General features: G+C 36.8%; 20 protein-coding genes and 1 pseudogene. 8 read left to right on the forward strand and 13 right to left on the reverse strand.

The genetic code is table 11. The features are described from left to right. Positions 1-8 precede the first annotated feature (8 nt). The 7 genes and pseudogenes from HWX04_RS00480 to ssb all read right to left on the reverse strand — a co-directional run bounded on the left by HWX04_RS00480 (position 9) and on the right by ssb (position 9,549). The gene (locus HWX04_RS00480; protein ID WP_175868339.1) at positions 9-1,208 is read right to left on the reverse strand and encodes an MFS transporter; all 1,200 of its coding nucleotides are present in this window, start codon (positions 1,206-1,208) and stop codon (positions 9-11) included. 1,237 nt (positions 1,209-2,445) lie between these two features. Further along, entirely contained in the window at positions 2,446-3,564 is a 1,119-nt protein-coding gene (tgt, locus tag HWX04_RS00485) for a tRNA guanosine(34) transglycosylase Tgt (protein ID WP_175868284.1), read from the reverse strand. A 796-nt stretch (positions 3,565-4,360) separates the two neighbouring features. Further along, complete coding sequence (locus HWX04_RS00490) at positions 4,361-4,873, reverse strand: peptidylprolyl isomerase (RefSeq protein WP_175868285.1); 513 nt, start codon at positions 4,871-4,873, stop codon at positions 4,361-4,363. 18 nt (positions 4,874-4,891) lie between these two features. Next, a pseudogene (locus tag HWX04_RS00495) lies at positions 4,892-5,495 on the reverse strand (peptidylprolyl isomerase). Positions 5,496-5,497: 2 nt separating this feature from the next. Continuing rightward, complete coding sequence (gene coaD / locus HWX04_RS00500; RefSeq protein ID WP_175868286.1) at positions 5,498-6,004, reverse strand: pantetheine-phosphate adenylyltransferase; 507 nt, start codon at positions 6,002-6,004, stop codon at positions 5,498-5,500. A gap of 24 nt (positions 6,005-6,028) precedes the next feature. After that, the gene (gene gyrA / locus HWX04_RS00505; protein ID WP_175868287.1) at positions 6,029-8,812 is read right to left on the reverse strand and encodes a DNA gyrase subunit A; all 2,784 of its coding nucleotides are present in this window, start codon (positions 8,810-8,812) and stop codon (positions 6,029-6,031) included. Positions 8,813-9,042: 230 nt separating this feature from the next. Then, a complete protein-coding gene (gene ssb, locus HWX04_RS00510; RefSeq protein WP_175868288.1) occupies positions 9,043-9,549 on the reverse strand; it encodes a single-stranded DNA-binding protein in 507 nt (168 codons plus the stop codon). Between the two features lie 330 nt (positions 9,550-9,879). On the opposite strand from ssb, the gene uvrA reads away from it, so the two are divergent. From uvrA to HWX04_RS00530, 4 genes are all read left to right on the forward strand, one after another. Beyond that, the gene (gene uvrA / locus HWX04_RS00515) at positions 9,880-12,795 is read left to right on the forward strand and encodes an excinuclease ABC subunit UvrA (protein ID WP_175868289.1); all 2,916 of its coding nucleotides are present in this window, start codon (positions 9,880-9,882) and stop codon (positions 12,793-12,795) included. Positions 12,796-13,857: 1,062 nt separating this feature from the next. Beyond that, positions 13,858-14,196: a P-II family nitrogen regulator gene (locus HWX04_RS00520; protein WP_175868290.1), complete on the forward strand. Its 339-nt coding sequence runs from the start codon at positions 13,858-13,860 to the stop codon at positions 14,194-14,196. A gap of 56 nt (positions 14,197-14,252) precedes the next feature. Next, a complete protein-coding gene (gene glnA, locus HWX04_RS00525) occupies positions 14,253-15,662 on the forward strand; it encodes a type I glutamate--ammonia ligase (RefSeq protein ID WP_175868291.1) in 1,410 nt (469 codons plus the stop codon). 156 nt (positions 15,663-15,818) lie between these two features. Next, positions 15,819-16,364, forward strand: a complete 546-nt coding sequence (locus HWX04_RS00530; RefSeq protein ID WP_175868292.1) for a hypothetical protein — start codon at positions 15,819-15,821, stop codon at positions 16,362-16,364. A gap of 15 nt (positions 16,365-16,379) precedes the next feature. On the opposite strand, the gene HWX04_RS00535 is transcribed toward HWX04_RS00530, so the two are convergent. Then, complete coding sequence (locus HWX04_RS00535; protein ID WP_175868293.1) at positions 16,380-17,177, reverse strand: ATP12 family chaperone protein; 798 nt, start codon at positions 17,175-17,177, stop codon at positions 16,380-16,382. 269 nt (positions 17,178-17,446) lie between these two features. Between HWX04_RS00535 and HWX04_RS00540 the strand changes: the two genes are divergently transcribed. From HWX04_RS00540 to HWX04_RS00550, 4 genes are all read left to right on the forward strand, one after another. Next, the gene (locus tag HWX04_RS00540; RefSeq protein ID WP_175868294.1) at positions 17,447-17,617 is read left to right on the forward strand and encodes a hypothetical protein; all 171 of its coding nucleotides are present in this window, start codon (positions 17,447-17,449) and stop codon (positions 17,615-17,617) included. Positions 17,618-17,764: 147 nt separating this feature from the next. Then, positions 17,765-18,160: an EamA family transporter gene (locus HWX04_RS08390; RefSeq protein ID WP_246257272.1), complete on the forward strand. Its 396-nt coding sequence runs from the start codon at positions 17,765-17,767 to the stop codon at positions 18,158-18,160. A gap of 91 nt (positions 18,161-18,251) precedes the next feature. Next, positions 18,252-18,671 carry an EamA family transporter gene (locus HWX04_RS08395; protein WP_343037548.1) on the forward strand — a complete coding sequence of 140 codons (420 nt, stop codon included), beginning with the start codon at positions 18,252-18,254 and terminating at the stop codon, positions 18,669-18,671. Then, on the forward strand, positions 18,616-19,818 hold the full coding sequence (locus HWX04_RS00550) for an ATP-grasp domain-containing protein (RefSeq protein WP_175868295.1): 1,203 nt from the start codon (positions 18,616-18,618) through the stop codon (positions 19,816-19,818). Before HWX04_RS08395 ends, HWX04_RS00550 begins: the two co-directional genes overlap by 56 nt. An 833-nt stretch (positions 19,819-20,651) precedes the next feature. Here the strand turns inward: HWX04_RS00550 and HWX04_RS00555 are convergent. The 5 genes from HWX04_RS00555 to HWX04_RS08400 form a co-directional block, all read right to left on the reverse strand. Next, on the reverse strand, positions 20,652-23,408 hold the full coding sequence (locus HWX04_RS00555) for an autotransporter family protein (protein ID WP_175868296.1): 2,757 nt from the start codon (positions 23,406-23,408) through the stop codon (positions 20,652-20,654). Positions 23,409-24,396: 988 nt separating this feature from the next. Continuing rightward, positions 24,397-24,792: a hypothetical protein gene (locus HWX04_RS00560; protein WP_246257274.1), complete on the reverse strand. Its 396-nt coding sequence runs from the start codon at positions 24,790-24,792 to the stop codon at positions 24,397-24,399. A gap of 193 nt (positions 24,793-24,985) precedes the next feature. After that, positions 24,986-25,387, reverse strand: a complete 402-nt coding sequence (locus tag HWX04_RS00565) for a hypothetical protein (RefSeq protein ID WP_175868297.1) — start codon at positions 25,385-25,387, stop codon at positions 24,986-24,988. 371 nt (positions 25,388-25,758) lie between these two features. Beyond that, complete coding sequence (locus tag HWX04_RS00570; RefSeq protein WP_175868298.1) at positions 25,759-26,157, reverse strand: hypothetical protein; 399 nt, start codon at positions 26,155-26,157, stop codon at positions 25,759-25,761. Further along, a complete protein-coding gene (locus HWX04_RS08400; RefSeq protein WP_246257261.1) occupies positions 26,099-26,473 on the reverse strand; it encodes a hypothetical protein in 375 nt (124 codons plus the stop codon). Before HWX04_RS08400 ends, HWX04_RS00570 begins: the two co-directional genes overlap by 59 nt.

Raw genomic sequence — 26,473 nt, forward strand, 5'->3', positions numbered from 1 at the left:
GAAAAATATTAAGCATGCTTCTCCATAGACCATGAAACGCAAAAAATCATTAATCCGCACAAAGTTAGAACACTTCCTAAAACAGCTGTATATTCATAACTATAGCCTAATTGTAAAACCAATGCTCCTGCTTCTGCACCAAGAGCGTTAGCAATATTAAAAGCAGACTGCATTAATGCTCCTGCCAAAACCTGTCCCTGTAGTGCAACATCCATAATTTTTGTTTGTATAGAAGGCATAGCCGCAAAAGAAGTCCCAATAAAAAAGCATCCTATTGCAGCTGTTAACGGAGCATAGGATAAAAAGAAAAAAAGCAAAAAAACAAATACGCTCCAAAGCATAGAAAAAAATATCATCGGCGAAATACCTATTTTAACAGCTAATTTAGGCCCCAAGATATTTCCTACCACCATCCCCAATCCAACTAAAGGCATGATAAAGGGTACCCACTCAAGCGAAACACCAGAAATATGCATTAATGTTGACTTAATATAAGTGAAAACAGAAAATAATCCTGACGCTCCCACCGAAACCATTGTCAAAAGAAGCCACACCTGCTTTTGCTTTAATGCCCCCATTTCGCGTAAAGGGCTTGTTCTTTGGGTCCTTGAATCGCAAGGCAAAAAATTCCAAATAAGAAAACAACACAATAAAGCAATCATACCCACAAGGATGAAAGCAATCTGCCAACCAATAAGCTGGCCCATCAAAGTCGCACTTGGTGCTCCTAAAACGGTTGCAATGGTTAAGCCAAGCATAACAGACCCAACAGCTTTAGAACGTTCATTCATTTTCACCATTGAAGCTGCAACCATAGTCGCAAGCCCAAAATAAATGCCATGGGGAAGACCACTAAGAAAACGCAACGCTACCAATATGCTAAAGTTAGAAAAAAATGCGCTGGCAATATTTGCTAAGGCATAAAAAAACATCAACCCTATCAAAACAGTTTTGCGTGCAAATTGAGCAGTTGCAACAGCTAAAAAAGGAGCTCCAATCACAACCCCTAACGCATAAGCAGAAATATATTGACCCGCAGTAGGAATATCAACATATGAACTTCGTGCCATCTCTGGCAAGAGCCCCATTGCAACAAACTCTGCAGTCCCAATAGCAAAACTTCCCACTGCAAGAGCTAAAATTGCTAAACACCGTATTTTTGAATCAATCTCTAATGCAAGAATGTTTTGTTTATGAGAATCCTTCATATCATCACTTCTGGACAAGAATTTTTGCTGTAGATATCTGTAATACATAAAAATAAAAACTCAAAATATTGTTACATACATGCAAAATCGTTCTCAATAAAATTTTAGAAACATTTTGATATAAGTATTTTATGAGGTTTTAAGTAAGATGCTTTAATGAAGGGTCTTTTAAAAAACTAACGGTTATAGATATATTCAAATATTTTTATGAGTCCTGCCAGATAATAAATCGAGATAATAAACTTTTTCTCCTCTTTTCAGCAGTTTCAATTTTACCCTAAAAGCTTTATTTAGAACGATGTATCACACACTATAAACAACTCTAAAATTTATCGAAGAACGCATTCCAAACAAGTGAACAATACCTCATCATTATTCTGATACAAGTATAAAACTTCTCCATAATTTATATTTCTACGTTTTTATTACCTGAATGCTCCCCTTCCAAATCAATAAACTATAATTGAAACGAATACACCATCCTTATACATTATTGCAGAGTCTTTTTAAAATTCTCATAATAATAGAGCTTAATTTCCCCATTGATTAAATCATCCTATTCTAAAGATATTCACTATTATCTCATCTCATAGAGGAATAATATAAAATCATTTTTTATCTAACTCACTCTCTGTAAATTTGAAATATTCACGTAATATATTATGATTTTTTCATATAAATTTTATCAATAAAGAAGAAAATAAATATAATAATTTTTTATTAAAAATATTTATCGATCTTTTATAAAAGTAAAATTATATTATAAATAATTATTATATAAAAATAATAAAAACACAAAATGTAAAACTACAAATTTTAAAGAGTATAATATTAATTTATTATTACTTTAGGTTTATAATAAATTATCTGTTCTACTGCAAGTAACACATTATTTACCTTGATCAATAAAAAACACAAAGGAACTCATAAAAATACAATTTTAATACTTCTTTAAGGCTTCGCTAACGCCTCATTAACATTGTTGCTTTAAACAGTCATCAGAACAGAATAAACTGTTTTTCTCCGGATCAGGTAGCGCGTACCGGAGTAACAGTTTCTGTTTTATATGATCATTACTTCTATTTTGTATAATAATTACAAAAAGAATATGTGCCTATAAAATAGCACCTTTACCTTTTAAGATAGTGCAATTTTATATTTTTGAAAGGTATTTCTAATTTCATTTTTTAGTAACATTTTTAAGTAAAAAAATAAAGCACTATAGGAGATGAATGTTTTAGCGTCCTTGTGCCCATAGAGCACGCGTTTCAGTGCAAAAATCAACATAACAGCCTTCTTCAATGGCATCACGAATTCCTTGCATCAGTTGTTGGTAATAAAAAAGATTATTCCAAGTCAACAACATACCACCAAGAGATTCACCAGATTTGATCAAATGATGCAAATAAGCACAACTATAATCATTTGCTGCCGGACAAAGTGACTGTGGATCAAGAGGATGGGGATCTTCTGCATAACGTGCATTCCGTAAATTAATTCTACCAAAGCGTGTAAAAGCTAAACCATGACGTCCCGCACGCGTCGGCATAACACAATCAAACATATCAATACCACGCGCAACACTTTGTAAAATATCATCCGGTGTTCCCACCCCCATAAGATATCGCGGTTTATCTTCTGGCAAAACCGGACAAGTAGTATCCAACACTGCTGTCATAACACTCTGCGGCTCACCAACAGCAAGCCCTCCAATCGCATAACCTTTTAAATCCATTTCTTTTAATGCTTGAGCAGAACGTTCACGCAATTTCATATTATCCCCCCCTTGAACAATCCCAAACAATGCTTTATCCGGTTGATCCCCAAAAGCTGTTTTACAACGTTGTGCCCACCGCAATGAAAGTTCCATAGCTTCTTCCATCTCTTTTTCAGTGGCTGGTAATGCAATACATTGATCCAACTGCATCTGGATATCCGCATCAAGAAGTCCTTGAATTTCGATAGAACGCTCTGGACTCATTTCATAGTAGGCTCCATTAATATAAGAGCGAAAAATCACACCTTGTTCAGTAATTTTACGGATACCCGCCAATGACATAACCTGAAAACCACCAGAATCGGTTAAAATAGGTCCATTCCAGCGTGAAAATTCATGTAATCCCCCCAAACGTGCAACACATTCAGCTCCTGGACGTAACATTAAATGATAAGTATTCCCCAAAATAATATCTGCCCCAAGATCACGTATTTGATCCATATACATAGCCTTAATGGTTCCTGCCGTCCCAACAGGCATAAAAGCAGGTGTGCGAACACATCCACGTCCAGTAATAATTTCGCCTCGACGCGCACATCCATCTTGAGCAATTTTTCTATAATGAAATGTCTTTATCATCACTCTTATCTTCTTGATTCCATCAATACATATCTCTCATAGAAAGAAATAAGATATCTTTCTTACGAGCATTGCCATAAATTTTATGAATTAATTTTTGATTCACTTAAGCCAGCATAAAAAAATAAATGAGACAAAAAAACATTTTTTGTTAAGAAATCAGCATAACAAAAAAATAATCTAACTTCAAAAAAGAGCAAAATATCATACTTCAAAATATCGATGCTTAACGTACCAAAACCTTAAGAGAACTGCGAAATTATTATCTCGATAATTTCATTTCTACATATGAGCAAGGGATTAGTTTATAAAGACAATTTACTTTTTGCATATTGAATGAGAGAAGCGTTTAGCATAAGTAAGAATCTCTCATTCCAAACCTGTTTCATGTTGAATCCCTCCAAATCACTTATTTACACATTACAAACAATTTGGCCCATTAAAGTGAGACTGTACAAAAAAGACTAAAAATACCTCTTAATAAATGCGCTCGAGTGTCAAAAGCTTGTCTCGAGGCCACATTAGAGACTGAAAAAGTGTGTAAAGTGCCAGCTTTTTATAAAAAACTTTGCAAAACAACACCCTGAACACAACTGACTTTGCTTTTTTATCTTAACAGCTGTTTGTACAAATCCTTGGCACCATATTCTTAAAAAATCAGATTGAAAGAAATAACGAAGAATTCTTGGCTCGAGAATATAAAAGAAAGACATGATACTACAAAAGAGTTTCGTATGCCTTTATTGATTAGAAAAGACTATTTAGCAATTTACAATTGAAACGCGCAGGCTTTATACTATTTCTCATCTGCAGCAATAATAGCTTTGGTAATTGCATCAGGATCAATAACAGGTTCACCACGTTTAATTTCATCAACTTTTTCCATACCTTCAACGACCTGACCCCATATGGAATATTGACGATCAAGCCAAGGAGCATCTGCAAAACAAATAAAAAACTGCGAATTAGCAGAATTCGGATTCTGACTCCGTGCCATAGAAACTGTACCACGCTTATGAGAAAGATTTGAAAACTCTGCTGTTAAATCTGGTTTTTCTGAACCACCCATCCCCGCACGTGATAAATTAAATTTTTCACCATCCTTCTTTCCAAATTGCACATCACCAGTCTGCGCCATAAAACCATCAATAACGCGATGAAAAATAACATTATCATAAGCACCTTCACGCACCAGTTCTTTAATACGCGTAACATGACAAGGCGCCAAATCAGCAAAAAGTTCAATAACAACTCTGCCCTTCGTTGTTTCAAGAATTAAGGTATTCTCTAAATCTTTATTCTCAGCCATATGGAAAACTCCTTTGATTTATCTTTCAATTTGTAAAGTAGCAGCATGAATAACATCAGGATTTGTTACGGATCCATTATTACTGGCGGTACCTTTTTTAATTTTATCAACAATATCCATCCCCTTTATGACTTCCCCAACAACCGTATACTGACCATTTAAAAAAGAAACATCATCAAAACAAATGAAAAATTGAGAATTTGCGGAATCTGGATCTTGTGAACGTGCCATCCCAACAGTACCGCGCTTAAACGGCTGCTTTGAAAATTCAGCCGGTATATTGGGATAATTTGAACCTCCCATACCAACGCGTTTCAGATCAAAATCTCTACTGCCTTTTCTTCCAAACTTTACATCACCAGTTTGTGCCATAAAACCCGGAATAACACGATGAAATACAACATTATCATAAGCCCCCTCTTTTGTTAGTTTTTTTGATTTGCGCAACATGTTTTGGCGCTAAATCAGGACGCAAACGAATAATAACATTACCGTCTGTGAGAGATAAAACAAGCAGGCTTTCACCACTTATTGGGCTTGTTGGGCTAAAATTATCAGCAACAGCGCGCAATGGAAAAAAGCAAACAACACATATCAAAACAGCAAAGAATCTACGAAACACAATTATTCACCCCTAAAAGACTGGAATTTCAAACACAAAGCTTGTGCAATATTAGGCGGCACAAATGGTGACACATCCCCTCCCATAGAAGCAATTTGACGAACCAATGTAGACGTTATCGCACGTCCAGAAACGCTTGCCGGCAAAAAAACAGTTTGCAATTCAGGCGCCATAATGCCATTCATCCCTGCCATTTGCATTTCATAATCAAGATCAGTACCATCACGCAACCCACGAATAAGAAATGAAGCACCAACTTCACGCGCCTTCTCAATGAGAAGGTTATTAAATGAAAGAACCTGCAACCGATCAGAATCTGCACCAAACAAATCTCTCCCTGCCTGCGTAATAAAATCAACGCGCTCTTCAAAGCTAAAGAGTGTTTTTTTCCCTGCCTGTATACCTATAGCAACAACCACCTTATCAGCTAAAACAAAACACCCTTTCAAAACATCAAGATGACCGTTTGTGAGAGGATCAAAAGAACCTGGATAAAAAGCAATTTTCATGATTTCACTCCACCCTCTTCAAAATTATGTTTCCTCGCTTATATCAACTGTGTCAGAACACTTCTCACCTTCATTCTCTAATGAACGTGTATCATCTTCAGGTTCAGAAATACGCTCAACAGATACGACCTTTTCACCTTCAGCCGTATTAAAAATTGTCACTCCTTTAGTTGAGCGCCCAGCAGTACGAATTCCCTCAACAGGGACGCGAATAAGCTGTCCCCCATCTGATACCAACATAATTTGATCTTGCGCCTTCACCGGAAAAGCCGCTACTAATTTACCAATTTCAGTTGTTTTAGATGGATCTGTTGCACGAATCCCTTTTCCTCCACGTCCCGAAATCCGGAACTCATAAGAAGAAGAGCGTTTACCATAACCAAATTCACTCACTGTCAAAAGCATTTGTTCACGTGCAAGGAGTTCCGTATAACGTTCATCTGTTAACTCTGTTTCAGCGCCTCCATCTTCCTCATCAAGAGTGACAATATTTTCAATATCAGCATCTACACCAGCAGCACGCCGTTCATTCATCACCCGTTTAATATATGCAGAACGTTCAATGGACGTCGCCTCAACATGCTCTAAGATTGTCATCGAAATGACTTTATCGCCTTTAGCCAAATTGATACCACGAACCCCCACAGAATTACGCCTTGCAAAGACACGAACATCCACAACTGGAAAACGAATACATTGTCCATTCGCTGTTGTGAGAACGACATCATCATGTTCTGTACAAGTTTCAACAGAAAGAATTTCATCTTCTTCATCAAGTTTCATGGCAATTTTACCATTACGATTAACCTGAACAAAATCTGATAACTTATTACGACGCACAGTACCACGTGTTGTCGCAAACATGATATCCAATGCATTCCAGCTTGCTTCATCTTCAGGCAAAGGCATAATCGTTGTAATGCGTTCGCCTTGTTGTAAGGGAAGCATATTGATCAAAGCCCGCCCACGCGATTGCGGTGTCCCCAGCGGTAATCGCCAAACTTTTTCCTTATAAACAATCCCACGTGATGAAAAGAAAAGAACCGGAGTATGCGTATTGGCGACAAACAAACGCGTTACAAAATCCTCATCCTTCGTGGACATACCAGAACGCCCCTTACCGCCACGACGCTGTGCACGATAGGTACTAAGAGGAACGCGCTTAATATAGCCACTATGACTCACCGTTACCACCATATCTTCTGGCGCGATCAGATCTTCACTCTCCATCTCAGCGCTACCAAAACCAAATACCGTACGTCGCGGCGTTACAAATTCCTCACGAAGAGTACTCAACTCGTCTTTAACAATACGCATAATGCGTACACGCGATGCCAAGATATCAAGATAATCAGCAATATTCACACCAATTTTATTCAGCTCATCAGCGATTTCATCGCGCCCAAGGGCTGTCAACCGTTGCAAACGCAATTCTAAAATAGCACGCGCCTGTTCTTCAGAGAGGTTATAAGTACCATCCTCATGAATAATATGTCGGGGATCATCAATAAGTTTAATCAAAGGAGCAACATTCATCGCTGGCCAGCGTCGTTCCATTAATTGTGTACGTGCTGTCTGCGGATCAGGAGCTTTGCGAATAAGCGCTATAATTTCATCAATATTGGCAACCGCAAGAGCAAGACCAACCAAAACATGAGCCCGTTCACGCGCTTTACGCAAAAGATATTTTGTTCGCCGACTAACAACCTCTTCCCGAAAAATAACAAATGCACGAAGCATATCAAGCAACGTCATTTGTTCAGGTTTGCCTCCATTCAACGCAACCATATTACAACCAAAAGAAGTTTGCAGCGGCGTATAACGATATAATTGGTTTAAAACAACTTCCGCAACAACATCTTTCTTCAATTCAATGACAACGCGATATCCATCACGGTCAGATTCGTCACGCAAATCAGAGATTCCCTCAATGCGTTTATCACGCACCAATTCGGCCATTTTTTCAATCATCGTTGCCTTATTAATCTGATAAGGAATCTCACTCACAATGATTGCTTGTCGACCACTGCGAATTTCTTCAATATCAACTTTAGCACGCATAATAATTGAGCCACGTCCTGTTTCATAAGCTGAACGAACACCAGAATGGCCGAGGATAATCCCCCCTGTAGGAAAGTCTGGACCAGGAATAATTTCAATTATTTGATCGAGTGTGATATCGGGATTATCAATCAGAGCAATACAACCATCAACAACTTCACCAAGATTATGGGGCGGAATATTGGTTGCCATTCCCACAGCAATCCCCCCTGATCCGTTCACCAAAAGATTAGGAAAACGCGCTGGTAAGACAACCGGTTCACGTTCACGCCCATCATAATTATCCTGAAAATCAACCGTATCTTTATCAATATCAGCTAAAAGTTCTTCTGAAACTTTTTCTAAACGACACTCAGTATAGCGCATTGCCGCAGGTGGATCACCATCAACGGAACCAAAATTTCCCTGACCATTAATCAATGGATTTCTCAAAGAGAAATCCTGCGCCATACGCACCAAAGCATCATAAATCGAAGCGTCACCATGGGGATGGAATTTTCCCATAACCTCCCCAACAACACCAGCAGATTTACGATACGGCTTATTAAAAACAAGCCCCATCTCATTCATAGCATGAAGGATACGTCGATGAACAGGTTTAAGACCATCACGGACATCAGGGAGTGCACGCGAAACAATTACACTCATCGCATAATCAAGATAAGAGCGTTGCATTTCATCAATAATGCTGATTGGTTCAATACCGGTCAGCACATCACCTTCTAGCTGTGGAGTAAGATCGGTCACAATTTTAAAACTTTCAAAAAAGAATCATTTCACTTTGTTTATATCGAAAAACAAACCAGAATGCTAATTTCTCTCTCATAATGAAGAAGAAATTTAACAATATTTTTCAAGATGTTATTAATTTCTATTAAAAATTACCAATACTAATAAACAATTTCCACTCCGCTAAACTTCAAAAATCTAAAACAAATAAACTATAAAGAAATCGTAATACTGTAATTTAAAGACTCTTAGAAAGGGACGTCATCATCCAATTTGTGAGAAAAACTCTCTCCCATTTGGCTATTGTTTTGACCAAAAGCATTTTTTTGATTTGAGCTACTATCCGCAAAGCCACCACTGTAACTACCCCCTTGACCTGCTCCTTGCTCCCCACTTGCTCCCCCACGCCCATCAAGCATTTGTAATTCACCACGGTATTTTTGCAAAACAACCTCTGTTGCATAACGATCATTTCCATTTTGATCTTGCCATTTCCGTGTCTGCAACTGCCCCTCAATATAAATTTTGCTGCCTTTTTTTAAATATTGCTCTGCAATTTTGACAAGGTTCTCATTAAAAATAACAATATTATGCCACTCGGTGCGTTCTTTTCGCTCATTTGTATTCCGATCACGCCAACTTTCCGAAGTAGCAATACGCAAATTTGCCACTTGATCTCCAGAATTCAAACGGCGGATTTCAGGATCCGCACCGAGATTCCCAATCAAAATAACTTTATTAAGGCTACCAGCCATCGCATAAACTCCAAAATTTTAATTCGTAAATAATCTGTCATAGAACAGTTATAACCATCTTGACCTTCAATTTACACGACTGTAATTGACCTTCAATATGGACATTGCTATCTTTTCCAATATTGGATCTGTGTAATTATAACAAAATATGATAATGACGCATAGTTTATTCCATCAATAGAGAAAAAAAGCTGCTCATTTGTATTTTTCTTTTTACAAAACTTATACCCTCTTTCTGCGTTAAAGCAGTTAAGCACGTTGTAATTCTAAAAAAACAGTTTTATTTCATTTTAGAGGCTTAATTTTTGTCACATATGCCAAGGATAAAATATGACGCATCAAAAATATATCTCCATTCGCGGTGCACGTGAGCATAACCTTAAAAATATTGATCTCGATCTGCCTCGTGACAAACTCATTGTTATAACAGGACTTTCTGGATCTGGAAAATCATCTTTAGCTTTTGATACAATTTACGCTGAAGGACAGCGTCGCTATGTTGAAAGCCTTTCAGCTTATGCACGCCAATTTCTCGAAGTCATGCAAAAACCCGATGTTGACCGCATAGACGGCCTTTCTCCAGCCATCTCCATTGAACAAAAAACAACCAGCCGCAATCCACGCTCAACCGTCGGTACCGTCACCGAAATCCATGACTATATGCGTCTTCTCTTTGCCCGTATTGGTATTCCTCATTCTCCTGCGACTGGACTTCCTATTGAAAGTCAAACAGTAAGCCAAATGGTTGATCAAATTATGACCTTACCAGAAGGAACGCGAATTTTTATTATGGCCCCCTTAGTGCAAGGTCGAAAGGGAGAATATAAAAAAGAGCTAACAGAACTTTTAAAAAAAGGATTTCAACGCGCTAAAGTGGACGGAAAATTCTATGAAATCCCTGATATTCCACCTCTTGATAAAAAGTATAAACACGACATCGATGTCGTGGTAGACCGCATTGTTGTACGAAATGATATCACCTCCCGCTTGGCTGATAGTATAGAGACTTGTTTACAGCTAGCCAATGGACTTGCCATTGCTGAAATGGCTGACCAACCCTTGGTACAAAAAGAAACAACAAAAGAATCTGCTCATAAATCAAAAAATGCCACACACAAACGGCTTCTTTTTTCAGAAAAATTTTCCTGCCCTGTATCAGGTTTTTCTATCCCTGAAATTGAACCACGTCTTTTTTCGTTCAATAATCCTTTTGGAGCCTGTCCTCTCTGCGATGGACTAGGCATCAAAAAAGCAATGGACCCACTGAAAATTGTACCCAATAAAAATCTTACCTTAAAAGGCGGAGCCATTGCGCCTTGGGCTAAATCAGACTCACTCTATTATAATCAAACCTTAGAAGCATTAGGAAAAGCTTACGGTTTCAAACTCACAGATCAGTGGTGTGAACTCTCTAATGAAGCACAACAGGCTATTCTCTACGGTACAAAAAGAAATGAAATCTCTTTTATCTACAAAAATAATTCTGATTCGCATAAAATGACTCAACCTTTTGAAGGTATCATCCCCTATATGGAGAGACGCTGGAAAGAAACCGATTCTGCTTGGTCGCGTGAAGAAATTGAGCGTTATATGTCTTCTTCACCTTGTCCAGCGTGTCACGGTTATCGTTTAAAACCAGAAGCACTTGCTGTGAAAATCCATGGCATGCATATTGGGCAAATATCTGATCTTTCTATTCTAAAAGCAGATGATTGGTTTGCCAATATCTATCAATATCTCACTGAAAAACAACGGAATATCGCGGTACGTATTTTAAAAGAAATTCGCGAACGCCTAGCTTTTTTAAATCATATAGGATTAGAATATCTCACCTTATCTCGAAATTCAGGGACTCTTTCTGGGGGAGAAAGCCAACGCATTCGATTAGCCTCCCAGATTGGTTCTGGTCTTACAGGCGTCCTGTATATTTTAGACGAACCGTCCATTGGTTTACACCAACGTGATAATGAACGCCTCTTGGAAATGTTACGCCATTTGCGTGATCTTAGCAATACAGTCATTGTCGTTGAACATGATGAAGATGCTATTCTCACAGCAGACCATGTTGTTGATATGGGCCCTGCGGCAGGCATTCATGGTGGTAAAATCATAGCGCAAGGGACACCGCAAGAAATTATAGAAAATCCAGCCTCTCTCACTGGCCAATATCTTTCAGGAAAAATGGCTGTTAGAATGCCTCCTCAACGACGTAAAATATCAAAATCAAAAATTCTTAAAGTTATCGGCGCCAAAGGCAATAACCTTAAAAATATCAGTGCGAATATTCCTCTTGGAACCTTCACATGCATAACCGGTGTTTCTGGAGGGGGAAAATCAACATTTCTTATTGAAACGCTTTTTAAAGCAGCATCACATCAGATCATGGGCTCTCATCACAGTCCTGCCAGCTATGATAAAATTGAAGGTTTAGAATTTCTTGATAAAGTGATTGATATCAACCAATCCCCCATTGGACGCACCCCACGTTCTAATCCCGCAACCTATACAGGCGCTTTTACACCGATTCGTGATTGGTTTGCCGAACTTCCAGAATCAAAAGCCCGTGGTTATAAAACAGGGCGTTTTTCATTTAATGTTAAAGGAGGACGCTGCGAAGCCTGTCAAGGTGATGGAGTCATCAAAATTGAAATGCATTTTTTACCGGATGTCTATGTGACTTGTGATGTCTGTAAAGGAAAGCGCTATAATCGAGAAACCCTAGAAATAAAATTCAAAGAGCAATCTATCGCTGATATTTTGGATATGACAATCGAAAAGGCAGAGGAATTTTTCCACGCTGTTCCTGCTATTCATAATAAAATGGAAACCCTCATGAAAGTGGGATTGGGTTACATAAAAGTAGGACAGCAAGCGACCACGCTTTCTGGTGGGGAAGCACAACGTGTAAAACTTGCGAAAGAACTTGCACGCAAAACAACGGGACGTACACTGTATATTTTGGATGAACCGACAACAGGTTTACATTTTCATGATATTTCCAAACTTCTTGAAGTGCTCCATGATCTGGTCGAACAAGGCAACACCGTCATCGTCATTGAACATAACCTTGACGTTATCAAGACAGCCGACTGGATTATTGATTTAGGACCAGAAGGTGGAGATCGCGGTGGTGAAATCGTTGCAACTGGACGCCCTGAAGATATTATTAAAGCTCCCGCTTCCTATACAGGAAAATTTCTAAAAGATGTTTTACTGCGCCAATCTCTCTACAATTCCAACTCTTAAAAAGACTTACCTTTGAAAATACAACATATGAATAAGGACTGTACTTTTATTTTTTATTATTGCCTGTCAATTAACATCTCATTCTAGTGCAACAGGATATTTAAAACAAAGGCTGAAACAATTTAGCACTTTATAAGCTTTTTCAGTTTTTGTATTATCAAATAGGAACGCGCGCATATTTGCGTATCTTTTCTCTGTTTGTTTATATCTGAAACAACCCAAAAGCCTAACTTGAGAAGAATACAAAGTTTTAAAGATATAAGAAGTTGCCATCTCTTTTTAATTCATTTTAACAGCTTTCAAAAACATCCACAGCAAGATCTTATAATGAAAATTGCACATTGCTTCACGCTTTTGTTTATCGCGTTCTTTAATAAGATCACACTCCTCACGAAGGGATAGAACGCCCCAAACGAAATCATTTGCGTTACCAATTCTAGATATTTGTCTTAAAGAAACATTTCTCAATGATCCCAAGTCCATTTCATGACATCCCCTATGAATGATATCTTGATGCATCTATTATTATACACCAGCATCTTTATACTTATGATGGAGCAAATCGCTGCTCTCATGATATTTGCCAATATTTGCTAGTCACCATTATCCCCAAAAACCTTGTATTTGATATGCCGTCTATTATAGGCATTTTATTTCTCTCTTAACCGTTTTTATCCACACCCCCGTACAATTTATGATATACAAAGGTATTGTTTTAATTGATTAACCATAAAAAGATCGAAAATGAAAAAATCTCACGCTATGAGAGTTTCTCATTTAATATGAAAAAACGTCTAATTATCCTTATGAGACAAAGTATTATTCAACAAAAAAGAAAAAACTCTCTTAATTATCTTATTTTATTCTATACAAAGAATTGTAAGATTTTTTTCAAAACAACAGTATTTCACTTTATTCTACAAAAAGAACTCTCCTCCAAGAGCATAGAGGAGCATTATTTTCGACTTTTTGTGCACAAAGTATCTGTTGGACTTCTTACAGTTGTCAATATAATGTGATGCAGTCTAATAAAGACAAAATAACGTTGGAGATAATTTCAGCATGAAAAAAATTGAAGCCATTATAAAACCTTTCAAACTGGATGAAGTAAAAGAAGCGCTTCAAAAAATTGGACTGCATGGTATTACTGTAACAGAAGCGAAAGGTTTTGGTCATCAAAGGGAACATACAGAACTTTATCGTGGTACGAACTATGTTGTTGACTTTCTACCTAAAGTAAAAATTGAAATTGTTGTATCCGATGAAAAACTGAAGCAAACTGTTGATGCTATACGCAAAGCAGCTCAAACGAAACATATAGGGGATGGAAAAATATTTGTCTTTTCCATTGATGATGCCATTCGTATAAGCACTGACGAAACTGGGATTGATGCTCTTTAATAGACAACGAAAATTCATCTTTTATTACCCTCAACGCCATATTAAGGAAATTGAATATGACAACCGCATCAGATATTATCAAACAGATTGCAGACAACGAAATCCGTTTTGTTGATTTACGTTTTACTGATCCACGAGGAAAATTGCATCACATTACAATGGATATCGCAGAGATCAGCGAAGACACCTTTAATGATGGTGTTATGTTTGATGGTTCGTCAATTGCTGGTTGGAAAACAATTAATGAATCTGATATGGTTTTATTGCCTGATCCCAAAACAGCGTATATTGATCCTTTTTTTGCTCAGTCTACTTTGGTCATATTTTGTGACATCCTTGATCCTGTCTCTGGTGAATTTTATCGTAGAGATCCTCGTTCTATCGCCAAAAGGGCTGAGGTTTATATGAAATCTTTAGGTATTGGAGATACAATCAATATAGGTCCAGAAGCAGAGTTTTTTATCTTTGATGATGTGCGCTATAAAACGGATCCTTACAACACAGGGTTTAAACTCGATTCAAGCGAACTTCCTTCCAATGATGATACAGAATATGAAACAGGCAATTTAGGACATCGCCCACGAATGAAGGGAGGCTATCTTCCTGTCCCGCCAATTGATTCCTGTCAAGATATGCGTTCTGAAATGCTCACAGCACTCAAAGATATGGGCGTACAGGTTGAAAAACACCATCACGAAGTGGCAGCAGGCCAACATGAATTGGGGATTCGTTTTGATACGCTTGTTCGCGAAGCGGATAAAATGCAAATTTTTAAATATGTCGTCCATCAAATAGCAAACAGTTATGGAAAAACAGCAACCTTCATGCCCAAACCAATTTTTGGTGATAACGGATCTGGAATGCATGTTCATATTTCTATTTGGAAAGATGGCAAACCCATTTTTGCGGGAAATGAATATGCTGGGCTCTCAGAAACCTGTTTATTTTTTATCGGTGGTGTTATTAAGCACGCGAAAGCAATCAATGCCTTTACTAATCCATCCACAAACTCCTATAAGCGTTTGGTTCCTGGTTATGAAGCTCCTGTCCTTCTTGCCTATTCGGCACGTAATCGTTCTGCATCTTGCCGTATTCCAATGAGTTCTTCACCAAATTCAAAACGCGTAGAAGTTCGTTTTCCAGACCCAACAGCAAATCCTTATTTAGCATTTGCAGCTCTCTTAATGGCTGGTCTTGATGGAATCAAAAACAAAATTCATCCTGGACATGCCATGGATAAAGATCTTTATGATCTACCCTTAAAAGAACTCAAAGATATCCCTACCGTTTCAAGAAGTCTGCGTGAAGCACTTGAAGCACTCGACAAAGATCGTGGCTTTCTTAAAGCTGGCGATGTTTTTGATGATGATCAGATTAATTCCTTTATTCAAGTAAAGATGCAAGAAGTCTTGCGTTACGAAACAACGCCCCATCCTGTTGAATTTGATATGTACTATTCTGTTTAAACAATCGGTACGTATTCTTTTAATTTTTAAAATGGAGGCGAAAGCCTCCATTTTTGTGGATATTCTTCTCGTGTAAGAGTGCAAGAAGCTTTTTGCTTATCTACTTTTCCTTTATAATCATTTTGAATCTCTTCAAATTAATTAGCAAGGTTTCTAATGCGGCGAATTTATTTTCTCGTTTCCATTCTTTTGTGCATTGTCCTTATTACATCAATAACGCAAGCACATACAATTACAAACCAAAAACTCATAGCCCTTGAAAAAGCAACATCTGCTTATAGTAAAGCACTTAAAAATGCCGATGCAAATGCCATCTTAAATACTATCCCTCCCGAAATCATCAACAGCTTAATCGCCAAAAAAAATTTTAGTCTATCACAATTTCGGCAAATCATGAAAAGCCAAATCGAACAGTTAGCAAAAAATTATAAGATTGAAAGTGTCCACATTGACCAAAAACAAAAACGTGAAGGTAAACTTGATAATGGCATTCCTTATTTTGTTATACCTGTAGAGCTTGTAACCACAACAAATGCAGGAAAAAAATGCTCTATTCAAACTGAAATTATTGCCCTATTTCACAATAACCAATGGTATTTTATCCGAGATAATGACGAAGCAATTTTAAATACAATTGATGAAGTGTTTCCTGGACTTGAAAAAGTAAAAATCAATCCTCAAAAAGTCACAAAAATACTGTAATGGGAGAAAGAAAGTTTATAAACAAGTTGTAACAATTGTAGCAGCAGCCTTAAACTCAATTTTTTTATGAGCACGGCGTTCCATTGTCTCTTTATCCGTTCCCCACTGTTCCATCATCCAATCTTCATCTAAATGGGCAATAAACCAAGCATGATCCGCATCAATTTGTCCCGCAGCGACCGCAAGAGCAATAAGAGCAGATCCCGTTAAAGTTGTCATCACATGAAGTGCAGCAAGCATATAAGGAGACTCAACGCTATGCAAATAATGACTCACGGCTTGAAGTGCTTCTGGTGATTGTTCCACATGCATCAGCCCTTCTGTCAAATAAAACCGTGCTCTTAGTTTTTCTTCTGCCCAATCCAATAAAGGATCCCATTGCTCAGATTGTTTTTGCACCAGTTCTTTAGGGGTTTGTGCGCGATAAAAGATCATATCACAAACAACAAAACGCAATAAATCTTCAAAAACAACCTGCATATCATCAGCAATACCATCAATAACAGTGTTAACAAGACGTGTCATCGGCATTTTTGCTGGATCAACAACGTGCTTTTGGCTCTCAAATTCCTGAGCAATGAATTCCGCAAACACTTTCGTTGGCACAAGAAAACGGCGCCTTGCTGGTGTTTTAACAGGGCGTTCATCTAATAAGATTGTAAAGCCCCCCTCCTCATAAGCGATTTTCACTTCCCTATAAAACCGCTTGGGATGTGGTTGGCATGAAAGATTTTGAGTCTTTTGAACAGAATTATCTTTATTTAAACTATTTTTATTCAAGGGACGATCAAAATGATTCAAAATTTCACGCATATTGTTTCACCTCTGATATTTCAAAAAACGACAGTTTTTCAAAGCACTATATATCCGATTAAGGTTAAATTGATTTTTCCCTATCTTAAAGAAGAAAAAAGATCTTACCAATCCAAACCGATTTTAAAATATATCCTTCCTTATAACAAATAAAACAATGATCTTCTCCCTATATTCAGCAACAGTTGTTAGAATAATTTTTTAAAAGAGTTTATTTTCTTATATCGTACTTTTATCGTGCTTTTTGAAATGTTGATGCATAACAAAGCATGATTGAAATGAATCAAAGTTATATTCAATTTAACTTAGAGAATCTTAAGCAAGTAATATCACTGATAATGACAGATATAGAAGCACTTGAAACATTAGATGATGACGCTTATTTGGCAGGGGCTAAGGTTTATATCCAAAATAATCTTAGAAGACCGCAAACCTCCTAGTCACGATTTAATTTTTCAACATCATACCGTGCACAAGCACGTTCTTGGGGGATTAAATCATTGAGTTTCTTAAAAGGACGGTTATTCCTATTTACTTTTGCCATTCTAGCTTTGTTTTCCATAAGTTGGTTATTATCTAAAAATTTGGTGAGCAATATACCTGTCATGCATGCGGTTGGACTGAGATTGTGTGCGACGGCTGCTGCCTTATGGTTGATGGCAGTCTTTCATGAGAAAGCCATTTTCAGATCCCTCCCATTGCTTTCCATGATACTTTCTTTTTTAATTCTATCGGTGTTAGGATTCTCACTGTACTTTGTCTGCAGCTTCGGTGCATTAAAGTCACTCAAAGCCAGTGATTTAACCATGATTTTAGCCACTATTCCAGGAATTACCTATATATTGGGAACACTGACGAAGAGCCTTATGTTCTCATGGTTCAAGCTTATCGGTATGATCATTGTCAGTGTAGCGGCTATAACATTTAATATAAACAGTGTAGAGAGTGAATTTTACAGCCTGATAGGAATACTCTTGCTTTAATAGCAGCGCTTTCTTACTCTACTTATGGCTTATTATCTAAACATTATCTAAAAATTTACCTTTACTCACCTCACTGGCTTGGATCACGACAATTTCTGCGGCATCGTTTATGCCATTATTCATTTTTGATCCTGACCTGCTCTTCTATCTTAGGTTAGAAGATATATTTAAGATATTGATTTTAGGAACTGTTTGCTCAGCGCCCGTTTACGTATTGTACCAAAAAGTTTTAGCCGAAGGAGGTGTATTATACGCTAACACTATTGGCGTATTATCTCCTTTTGCCGTGGTTGCATGTGAATGGATCATCGGCTCGAGCACTTCTCTCAATATGATCAAAATAATTGCTATGATGATGGCTGTTATAGGGATATCACTCTTATTTATAAATGCATCAAAGGTATCTAAATGGCAACAGAAACGCCATTCCCAAAATTCCAAATTTAATGAGGAAAATGAAAAAACTCGCGTTAGTTTGCCAACGCAATGCAAAACTACCCTTTATATTTGAAGCTGCGAGGGCAGCTGATATCGAATTAGTCATGATCTATGATACTGCTGAAAGCGCTCCTATTCAGCTGCCTACAGCAGTTACTTCAACTTGGCAACTTCCTATTTTTGACAACTCAGAGGCAGCTCTAAACGCTTTTGCAGCAGGAGCAAAAGAACACAATATTGGTGGAGTTATAACCCTTCGTGAAGAAGCCATCCTATGGACAGCTTTGGCCGCAAACAAAATCAATACTCCAAGTATTGAGCCAGAAGTAGCGGCATTAACCCGAAACAAATATCTCATGCGTCAAGCTTTTGCTAAAGCAGGGCTTAGAACACCAAGATTTTTTTATATCAATAATCCAGAAGACCTATCACAAGTGCATGCCTTAGATTATCCGCTCGTCATTAAACCCATCTCTGGATGGGCAAGTACAGGCGTAATGTTAGCTAAAAATTCCACTGAACTTCCTGATCTCATTAAAGCAGTATGGAATGTTCAGCATAAAGACATGGTACGTTTCAATGATAAAAATAAACCTTTAGGTTTAATAATAGAACAGTATTTGCCAGGAAAAGAGTTTGTCGTAGAATGCTTTGTCGATACGGCAGGTGTCCATGTTCTGGCTGTTGGCGACAAAGGGCAACCTGAAGAACCATGGTTTGAAGAAACAATTTATCGTCAACGCTGTGATATAGACAATCCTCTCATTATTGCTTTATGTGAGGTTGCATGTGCTGGCGTTAAAGCTCTTGGTATAAATATGGGAGCTGCCCATGTAGAGCTCCGCCTAGATGCCAATAACTTGCCTTATATCATTGAGATCGGTGCTCGTATCGGTGGATCGGGTGTCTCCCATTTTATTTTGGAGCAAGGGACAGAGATTTCATTTGCAAAACTCTGTATGAAAGCCGCTTTAGCTGAACCAACCCCAAACCTTCCCGATATACTTCCTGCTGAAAAAGTAGTAGCAAATTATATTATTCCTCTTCATGGGTATGGACTCTTCTGTGGATTTTCAGGTCTCGATAAGGTTACACAACATCCACAAACCACCAGAACTATAATTTTCTTTGAAACTGATCATTTTTCACCACCTCCACCAGCATTTGGTGGATATCCTGGCTTTATTTTCTCTATTCATGCCTCAAATCAAGAAGCGTGAGATTACCATAAATGGCTTGATGACACCTTAAGTATCTTATGGAACCACCATATTTAAATAACCTGATAGAGATATTTCTTTTACCCTTAACTTGGATATCAACCTCACCGATACAGATAGAAACAAAATCACAATGCGATTGCCTAAAATTTCTCACAGACCCTCTCCTTAAAAGGACATATTTCAAAACCCAACGGTTGAGAGAACTATGACCTACTTTTACACCGCATTTTAACAGAAGCTCTTCAATATTTCTATATTTGAAGCAATGAGGACTTATAATCGACTTTTCGGCATGACCAACCTCTTCTACCCCCACTCTGATTTAAGAATTATATTTCATATCTATCTAACGAGCAAGGCAATGGTCTTGTTCATATATTCAACAACAGCTGCCAGAACAATTTTTTTAAAGAATTTATCTCGATTTAAAGACTGAAGATCTTGAATTTAATAGTGCTAATTTTATCCATAACCTTGCACGCTCTCCCTCTAAAAAAAGGTATTTCCACACACTCACATGTTTTAAAAATACTACTTACAGACTATAAAGCAAAATAGAAAATGCGCATCACTCAAAATATGAAGCTATGCATTTTAATGCACCATTCATCTTTTCTTAACAGCAAAAGCCCCCAATCAGAAATCAATATCCCCTTCCTTGTTATACTTAATATCAGTTCCCTCAAACAACGATGTTTGCCAGTATATAAAGATAAACAATGCGGCTATTTTAAAAAGCTAATGACGAATACGTCTCATATATCTGTAGCCCAAACAATGTAATCCTTTTATATTTATTAAAACACATGGATTATTTTGAAAAAGATTTATTAAAAATGATAACGAAATCCACCAGAAAAACGAACTCCGGAAAAACCTGCTTTGGTTAGCTTATGCTGATAGCTAAGATCACTGTAAAGTGTAACTTTAGAAGAAAATTGCGCCTTAATGCCCAAACCTGTTTCTAAAGAAGAACCAAAAGCACCTAACTGGAAAACATCTTTTAGATAAACAAATTGTTTTTCACCAAAACGATGTACAAGATGAATCTTGCCATTAAAAGAAATAATACGATCCTTTTCAGATGCCGTAAATATTTTACTTAAATGTCCTCCAATACGCATCAACCATTGATCTCCTTTTTTCATCTCAACATCAAATCCATCAATATCACGAAACTTATCAAATTGAAGATGTTGATAAATAAGCTGAATCTGCGGATCAAAAATAAGACCATCCTGTCCTGTCATAAAAACCTTACCAGCAGACACGGAAACATTCAGAGAATTTGCTTTTAATGTCGCAGTCTTACCCCAAGCATGAGTAAGCACATCCCCTTTAAACAAACCATAAGATAAAAGACCATCTACATAAAAACCAGTGTTGTGTTCCACACTACCATATGCCGTAAATGACCATTTATTAAACGGACTCTTTTGACTTTGCGCCACGTTACGAGGTTGTAAGGAAAGCTTTCCATAGGTTCCTATAATCCCAAAAGATGTCGTATTATATGCCCCCTCTATTGTTTTGAGTAAAATGTCTGTTTCTATAGCGTTATAATCAACATTTCCATCGTACCCATATTTAAGAAGAGACAAATCTGAAACATAATGATAACTCCCACCATAACCATGAACAGATAAAGCAAAACTCCCTTCAACTTTTAATAACTTACGAGAAATAGACCGCGAAGCTTGCAACTGCTTTTGTTGATGACTGATATCTATGATCCCCACATGAAATAAAGCATTTTGTAACAGAAGATAGGTAGGAACTTGTGGAACAACTTCCCTAATCTTTAATTCAGAATGAGCAATAACAGACTTCACTAAAGCAGGCTGAATATATTTACTTTCAAGGCGGAAGTCCCAAAAATCTCCCTCTCCTTCAACTAATCTCTGAGAAGTTTGTGCTTTTCCAAGAGCAGAATCTGGCCCATAACCATTAAGATAATATTGGTAAGGCAACCCCTCTAATGCAATATAAGCACGATTTAACTGAAAAGAATCCTCTGCCGCTTTTCCGGAAACCTGAATAAGTGAAATACTATGAGCATTTTCACCGGTTGCTATCTCCCCCTGATCTCCTAGAACAAATTGCACATAAACTGTCGTTTTTCCAGAAACATCACCTTGTATTAAAAGTCTATCAGTCTTTTTATTATCGAGCAAACCATCACTACTGAGATGTGTATTGAGATAAATATCCGCACCATCTTGTGCACTATATACTTCTTTCTCTCCCTTTCCAATATGAAGTGTCTGATACTCTTGAAACATTGGTGTTTCAAAAGCAATAAAACTATCAGAAAGTTTTACAAATGAAAGAAACGAACTTGTATGATTTGCAACTAGCGAATCGATCTCTCTTCTTCTCGTCAAAAACCATTTTGATCCTCTTGTCAAATAAAGCTCAGCAGTAGAATTATCGGCAACACGAGTTCCCCCAATCACTGAAGAAGAATCAGCCAAAATCGCTACAGTCCCCCCTTTTTCAGCGGTTAATAATAAATCACCAGAAATTTTTGTGCCTTCTGTTACTGCAATATAACTCTGACTGTTATTACTTTGAATAGCTGTTCCAGCTGGAACCTCAAAAACCGTCCTCTTCAAAAAAACAAATCCCTGTCCGTACACATTATCCTCTCCTCCCATTTCAAAATGTATACCATGCTTGTTACCTATTGCCTTAATGGTTGAATCTTCAATATTAACTCGCGAAATTAAAATATTTCCTTCCCAGCCGACAGCAGATTGTGTGTTAAAATCTTGTCCAACTGTTAAAACATGAACATCAGTAGAAACAATATTCGTATTTTTTAAAGAAACAGAGCCCTGCTGTTTTACAGCAAAAACTGTATGCGTAATTTCCTCATTTGTATTTTTTCTATCTTTTATTTTTTGACATTTTGAAGAAATGGTAACATTATCTAAAATTGCACTCCCCCCTCTCCCCACATAAAGCGCAGCCGCATCATTCACATCAATAGCTCCACCTTTCATCTGAATACTCGCATCAGAACTAATGAAAAGAGCACTCTCTTGACCAATACCCTGACCTGCCACTTTAATTTTTGTATTCGTTAACATAACAGATGCTCCAACATTCTCTGCATAAGCAGCGACCTGAGAAGCTTCAATTTTTCCACGATTGACCTCAATTATTCCACGATCAGCTTTAAGACCTATTGACACATTTTTAAAAGTTGAATCGCTCAAGACAATTTTTCCCCCTCCTGTTACAACAGCACCATAAATATCTTTTATATCTTCAGTACCTTCAATCTCTATACGCATTGCCTGGATAACTGTATTTGGCTCCTGTACTCTTATAGCAGCAGGAAAATTGAGAGAACTTTTCCCCTCATTCTTTGATTTAACAGGCACCGTGAACTTATATATTTTATCACTAATTATATGCTTTGCACCATCACTGCTGCATTCATAAGGTAATTTGTTTTCGTCACATGACAGTGGTACAAACGAGTGAGAATGTGCCTCAATATTTATATTTAACAAAAAAGAAAAAATRGCTGCTGTAAAAACACACGAATACAAGCGATTATTAAATACCTTGATTATCATTGCTTTTCAAAACTTTCTTTTTTCAACAAAAACAAAAAATGCTGGCAAAACAATAAACCGCACATTAAATACAATAAGAACAAAATTAAGCAGAGTTGTTTTATTATTTTTCTGATAAATGACAGTATTTAATAATAGGTTTTGTATTTTATGTAAAGAAAGAACACAAAATTTAAAAAGATCATTGAAAATGACGCTCTTTTTAAAGATTCATCCCCACGAGGCTAGGAACTACAACACAAAACACCAGAAAATTAATCTCAAAAAAACGCGAAGAAATATGAATTTTGAAGAGATATAATATTCAATTTACCTCATTTCCAAAAATAAAAATACAACAAAATGGAAATAATTTTTAAAATTCAAATGATCAAAATATTATTAATAAAAATATCACACAATGAAATGCAGTGAAATCTATAACCGCATCATTTCTTCAACGACAACAAAAATTCAAAGAAACGCGCACTGCTGATATAAGCTAATGTACACAATTTCTACATTAAAATTGACAGCTATCTAGCAAAAAAATTGAATAAACAAACAAAACTTCTCTTCATGCCCTATCATCAATGATTTGAATGAATCAATAAAATACTTTAGGATATATCATGTCAAAACAGATCATAAAATGAAAGGCTCTTTAACATCAAAACCACTTGCATAAAATTCTAAATTTCCAAATAAGAACTAAAATACAGTGAAACACTCTCTATCCTAAAATTGAAAAACATCAAAATCAGTTTTATGAAAACAATCTGTTTATGATCGTTAAAGCAGATATTTTAGCAAAGTTATTTTTTGCCATTTTTATATTGAATAAATTTCTCAACATTCCCCAATATCATCATCTAGTCATAACACTATTGCAACTTTCAAAGCTGATGAATATCCATTATATCAAGAGGTAAAAGAGCTGTATTTTTCTCTCGCTTCTCCATAATATTTTTCWCTTAATTATTGCTTTAAAGAAGAATATTTTACTTTTTCAAAGCTTTCTTATTTTCTGGAATTTTTTATCATTTTCAAGATGTAACATCAAATCTCTCTCTTGTTTTATCGAATTAGTTACACCAAAAGTATCATTGTCCATAACCTGCTGATACCCTACTACCATTAAATTAATTAAAAATGAATCACTTCGCGGCGCTGATGAAAAATAGATTCCCTTTGAATCTTGCAATTTGTAGCGATAACCTGCTTTAGTTATGCATTCATAAACTGCTGCAAACTCACTTGCATGTGAATCCATATTTTCAGAAGAAGTGTAAATTGGTTTCCAGCCACATTTTGACAATGCTTGTTGGACCACAGATTTATTGACACTAGGCTTTTCCCATAATGCAAAAGTCGATGGAGGGGGTGTATTAATACATCCTAGCAGAGTTTAATAAATGGTAGCACTCAATAATTTCAATATTTCTTTCATTTCCCCCTTCTTCAATATTTACGACAGAAAGATTGCTAAATCTGCTAATATTTGCTCACATGCAAGATAACTTTCGTTAACATATAGACACTACCCCCCTATGCAAGAACAAGAATGTGAGAATTTCTAATTACAGCAGCCTCAATATTTAAGGCTGGCATTCAGGTTGTTCTTTGTGCTCTTCACAATGAGGACTATCCAAGCGCCTCTCTACACTTCGCTGAGGAATAACAGCATCAGGCTGACAAATTGGAAGATTTTCATATTTCTCACACCACTTCACTCTTCCTAATTTATCTTGGAAACCTGCTTGTATCATACATGCATTCACAGACTCCTCTGCATTAAATTTCTCATCGGTACTTTTTTCAGTATCAAGACGACCATCAAGATGCTGGATTCCGCATTCCAACAGAGCTTTTTTGACCTCAAGTTGATCTGCACCAGACTTTTCCCACATATCTACAGACGTTCGAGAAGGCTGTTCTGGATAACACCCTACCATAACAAATAAGGCTATCCCGCTTAATAATTTTAAAATCTGCYTCATTTTTCTACCCTTAAATAATTTTTATATTACGAAACAATCTCTAAATTATTTTAAATGTTATTTTTTCATTTCCAAAACAATGATGGATATTAATCAATAATGATCATTTATTTTTTTCCGATGACTATGCCATTCGGCATTGTATCAAAAATACAGCAAAATTACTACTAAAATCATATTCTATCAACGCTATGCTTATAATTATTCTCAATATTTTGACAACAATTGAAATAGATATTTTTATAAATCATTGCGCTACATTTGTAGGTCCCATAGTTAAATAGCGTTGGAATGGCTAAACTGAGAAAGAAATCCCGCACCGATATGGGAATACCTAGAGGTGGGATTGTGCTTTCCACAAACAGCAAAACTTAAAGTTTACATTCAGATGCATTTTTATTTTTTTTACAAAAAGGGCTGTTTAAGCGCTTTTTGACACTTGACTGGGGGAAGACAACGCTTGGACGACAATTGGGAAGGTTCTCTTCTTTAAAAGTATAACACCAATTACTTCTGCTTTTACGGCGAAAACCTGATTGAACCATGCAAGCATCAATGGCGACCATGTCAGTAGGAGTGAGCGTTTGAGTTTCTGGATCGACATCATAAGGGGTTGGCATGCCACATTCTAACAGGGCTTTTCCTACTTCAGTAAAATCTACTCCTGGTTTTTTCCACATAGTTATGTATCCTGGAGCAGGCTTACCTAAATTACATGCAATCATGCTTAACAGAATGACCCCACTTAATATTTTTAAAATTTGTTTCATTATTTGTGCTTTTGTCCAAGAACCTTTTTAACGACGGCTGGGACGCTTTGAAGATCCATTTTGTAAAGCTTTTGTCTTTTGCTGATATTTTTTTTTCATCCTCAAAATGCGCTAGTAAAGCGCGTTCCTTTTTCGTTTTGTTGGTCACACCAAAGGTGTCATTATCCATAAATTGCTGATATCCAGCTACCATCAAATTAACTAAAAGCGAGTCACTTTTCACGGGGGGGACAAAATAGATCCCTTTTGAATCTTGCATTTTGTACCGAAAACCTGCTTTTTTCATGCACTCATAAACTGAGGCAAATTCACTCAC

It is taken from the genome of Bartonella gabonensis, assembly GCF_903679515.1.
In the GTDB taxonomy this organism is placed as follows: Bacteria; Pseudomonadota; Alphaproteobacteria; order Rhizobiales; family Rhizobiaceae; genus Bartonella; species Bartonella gabonensis.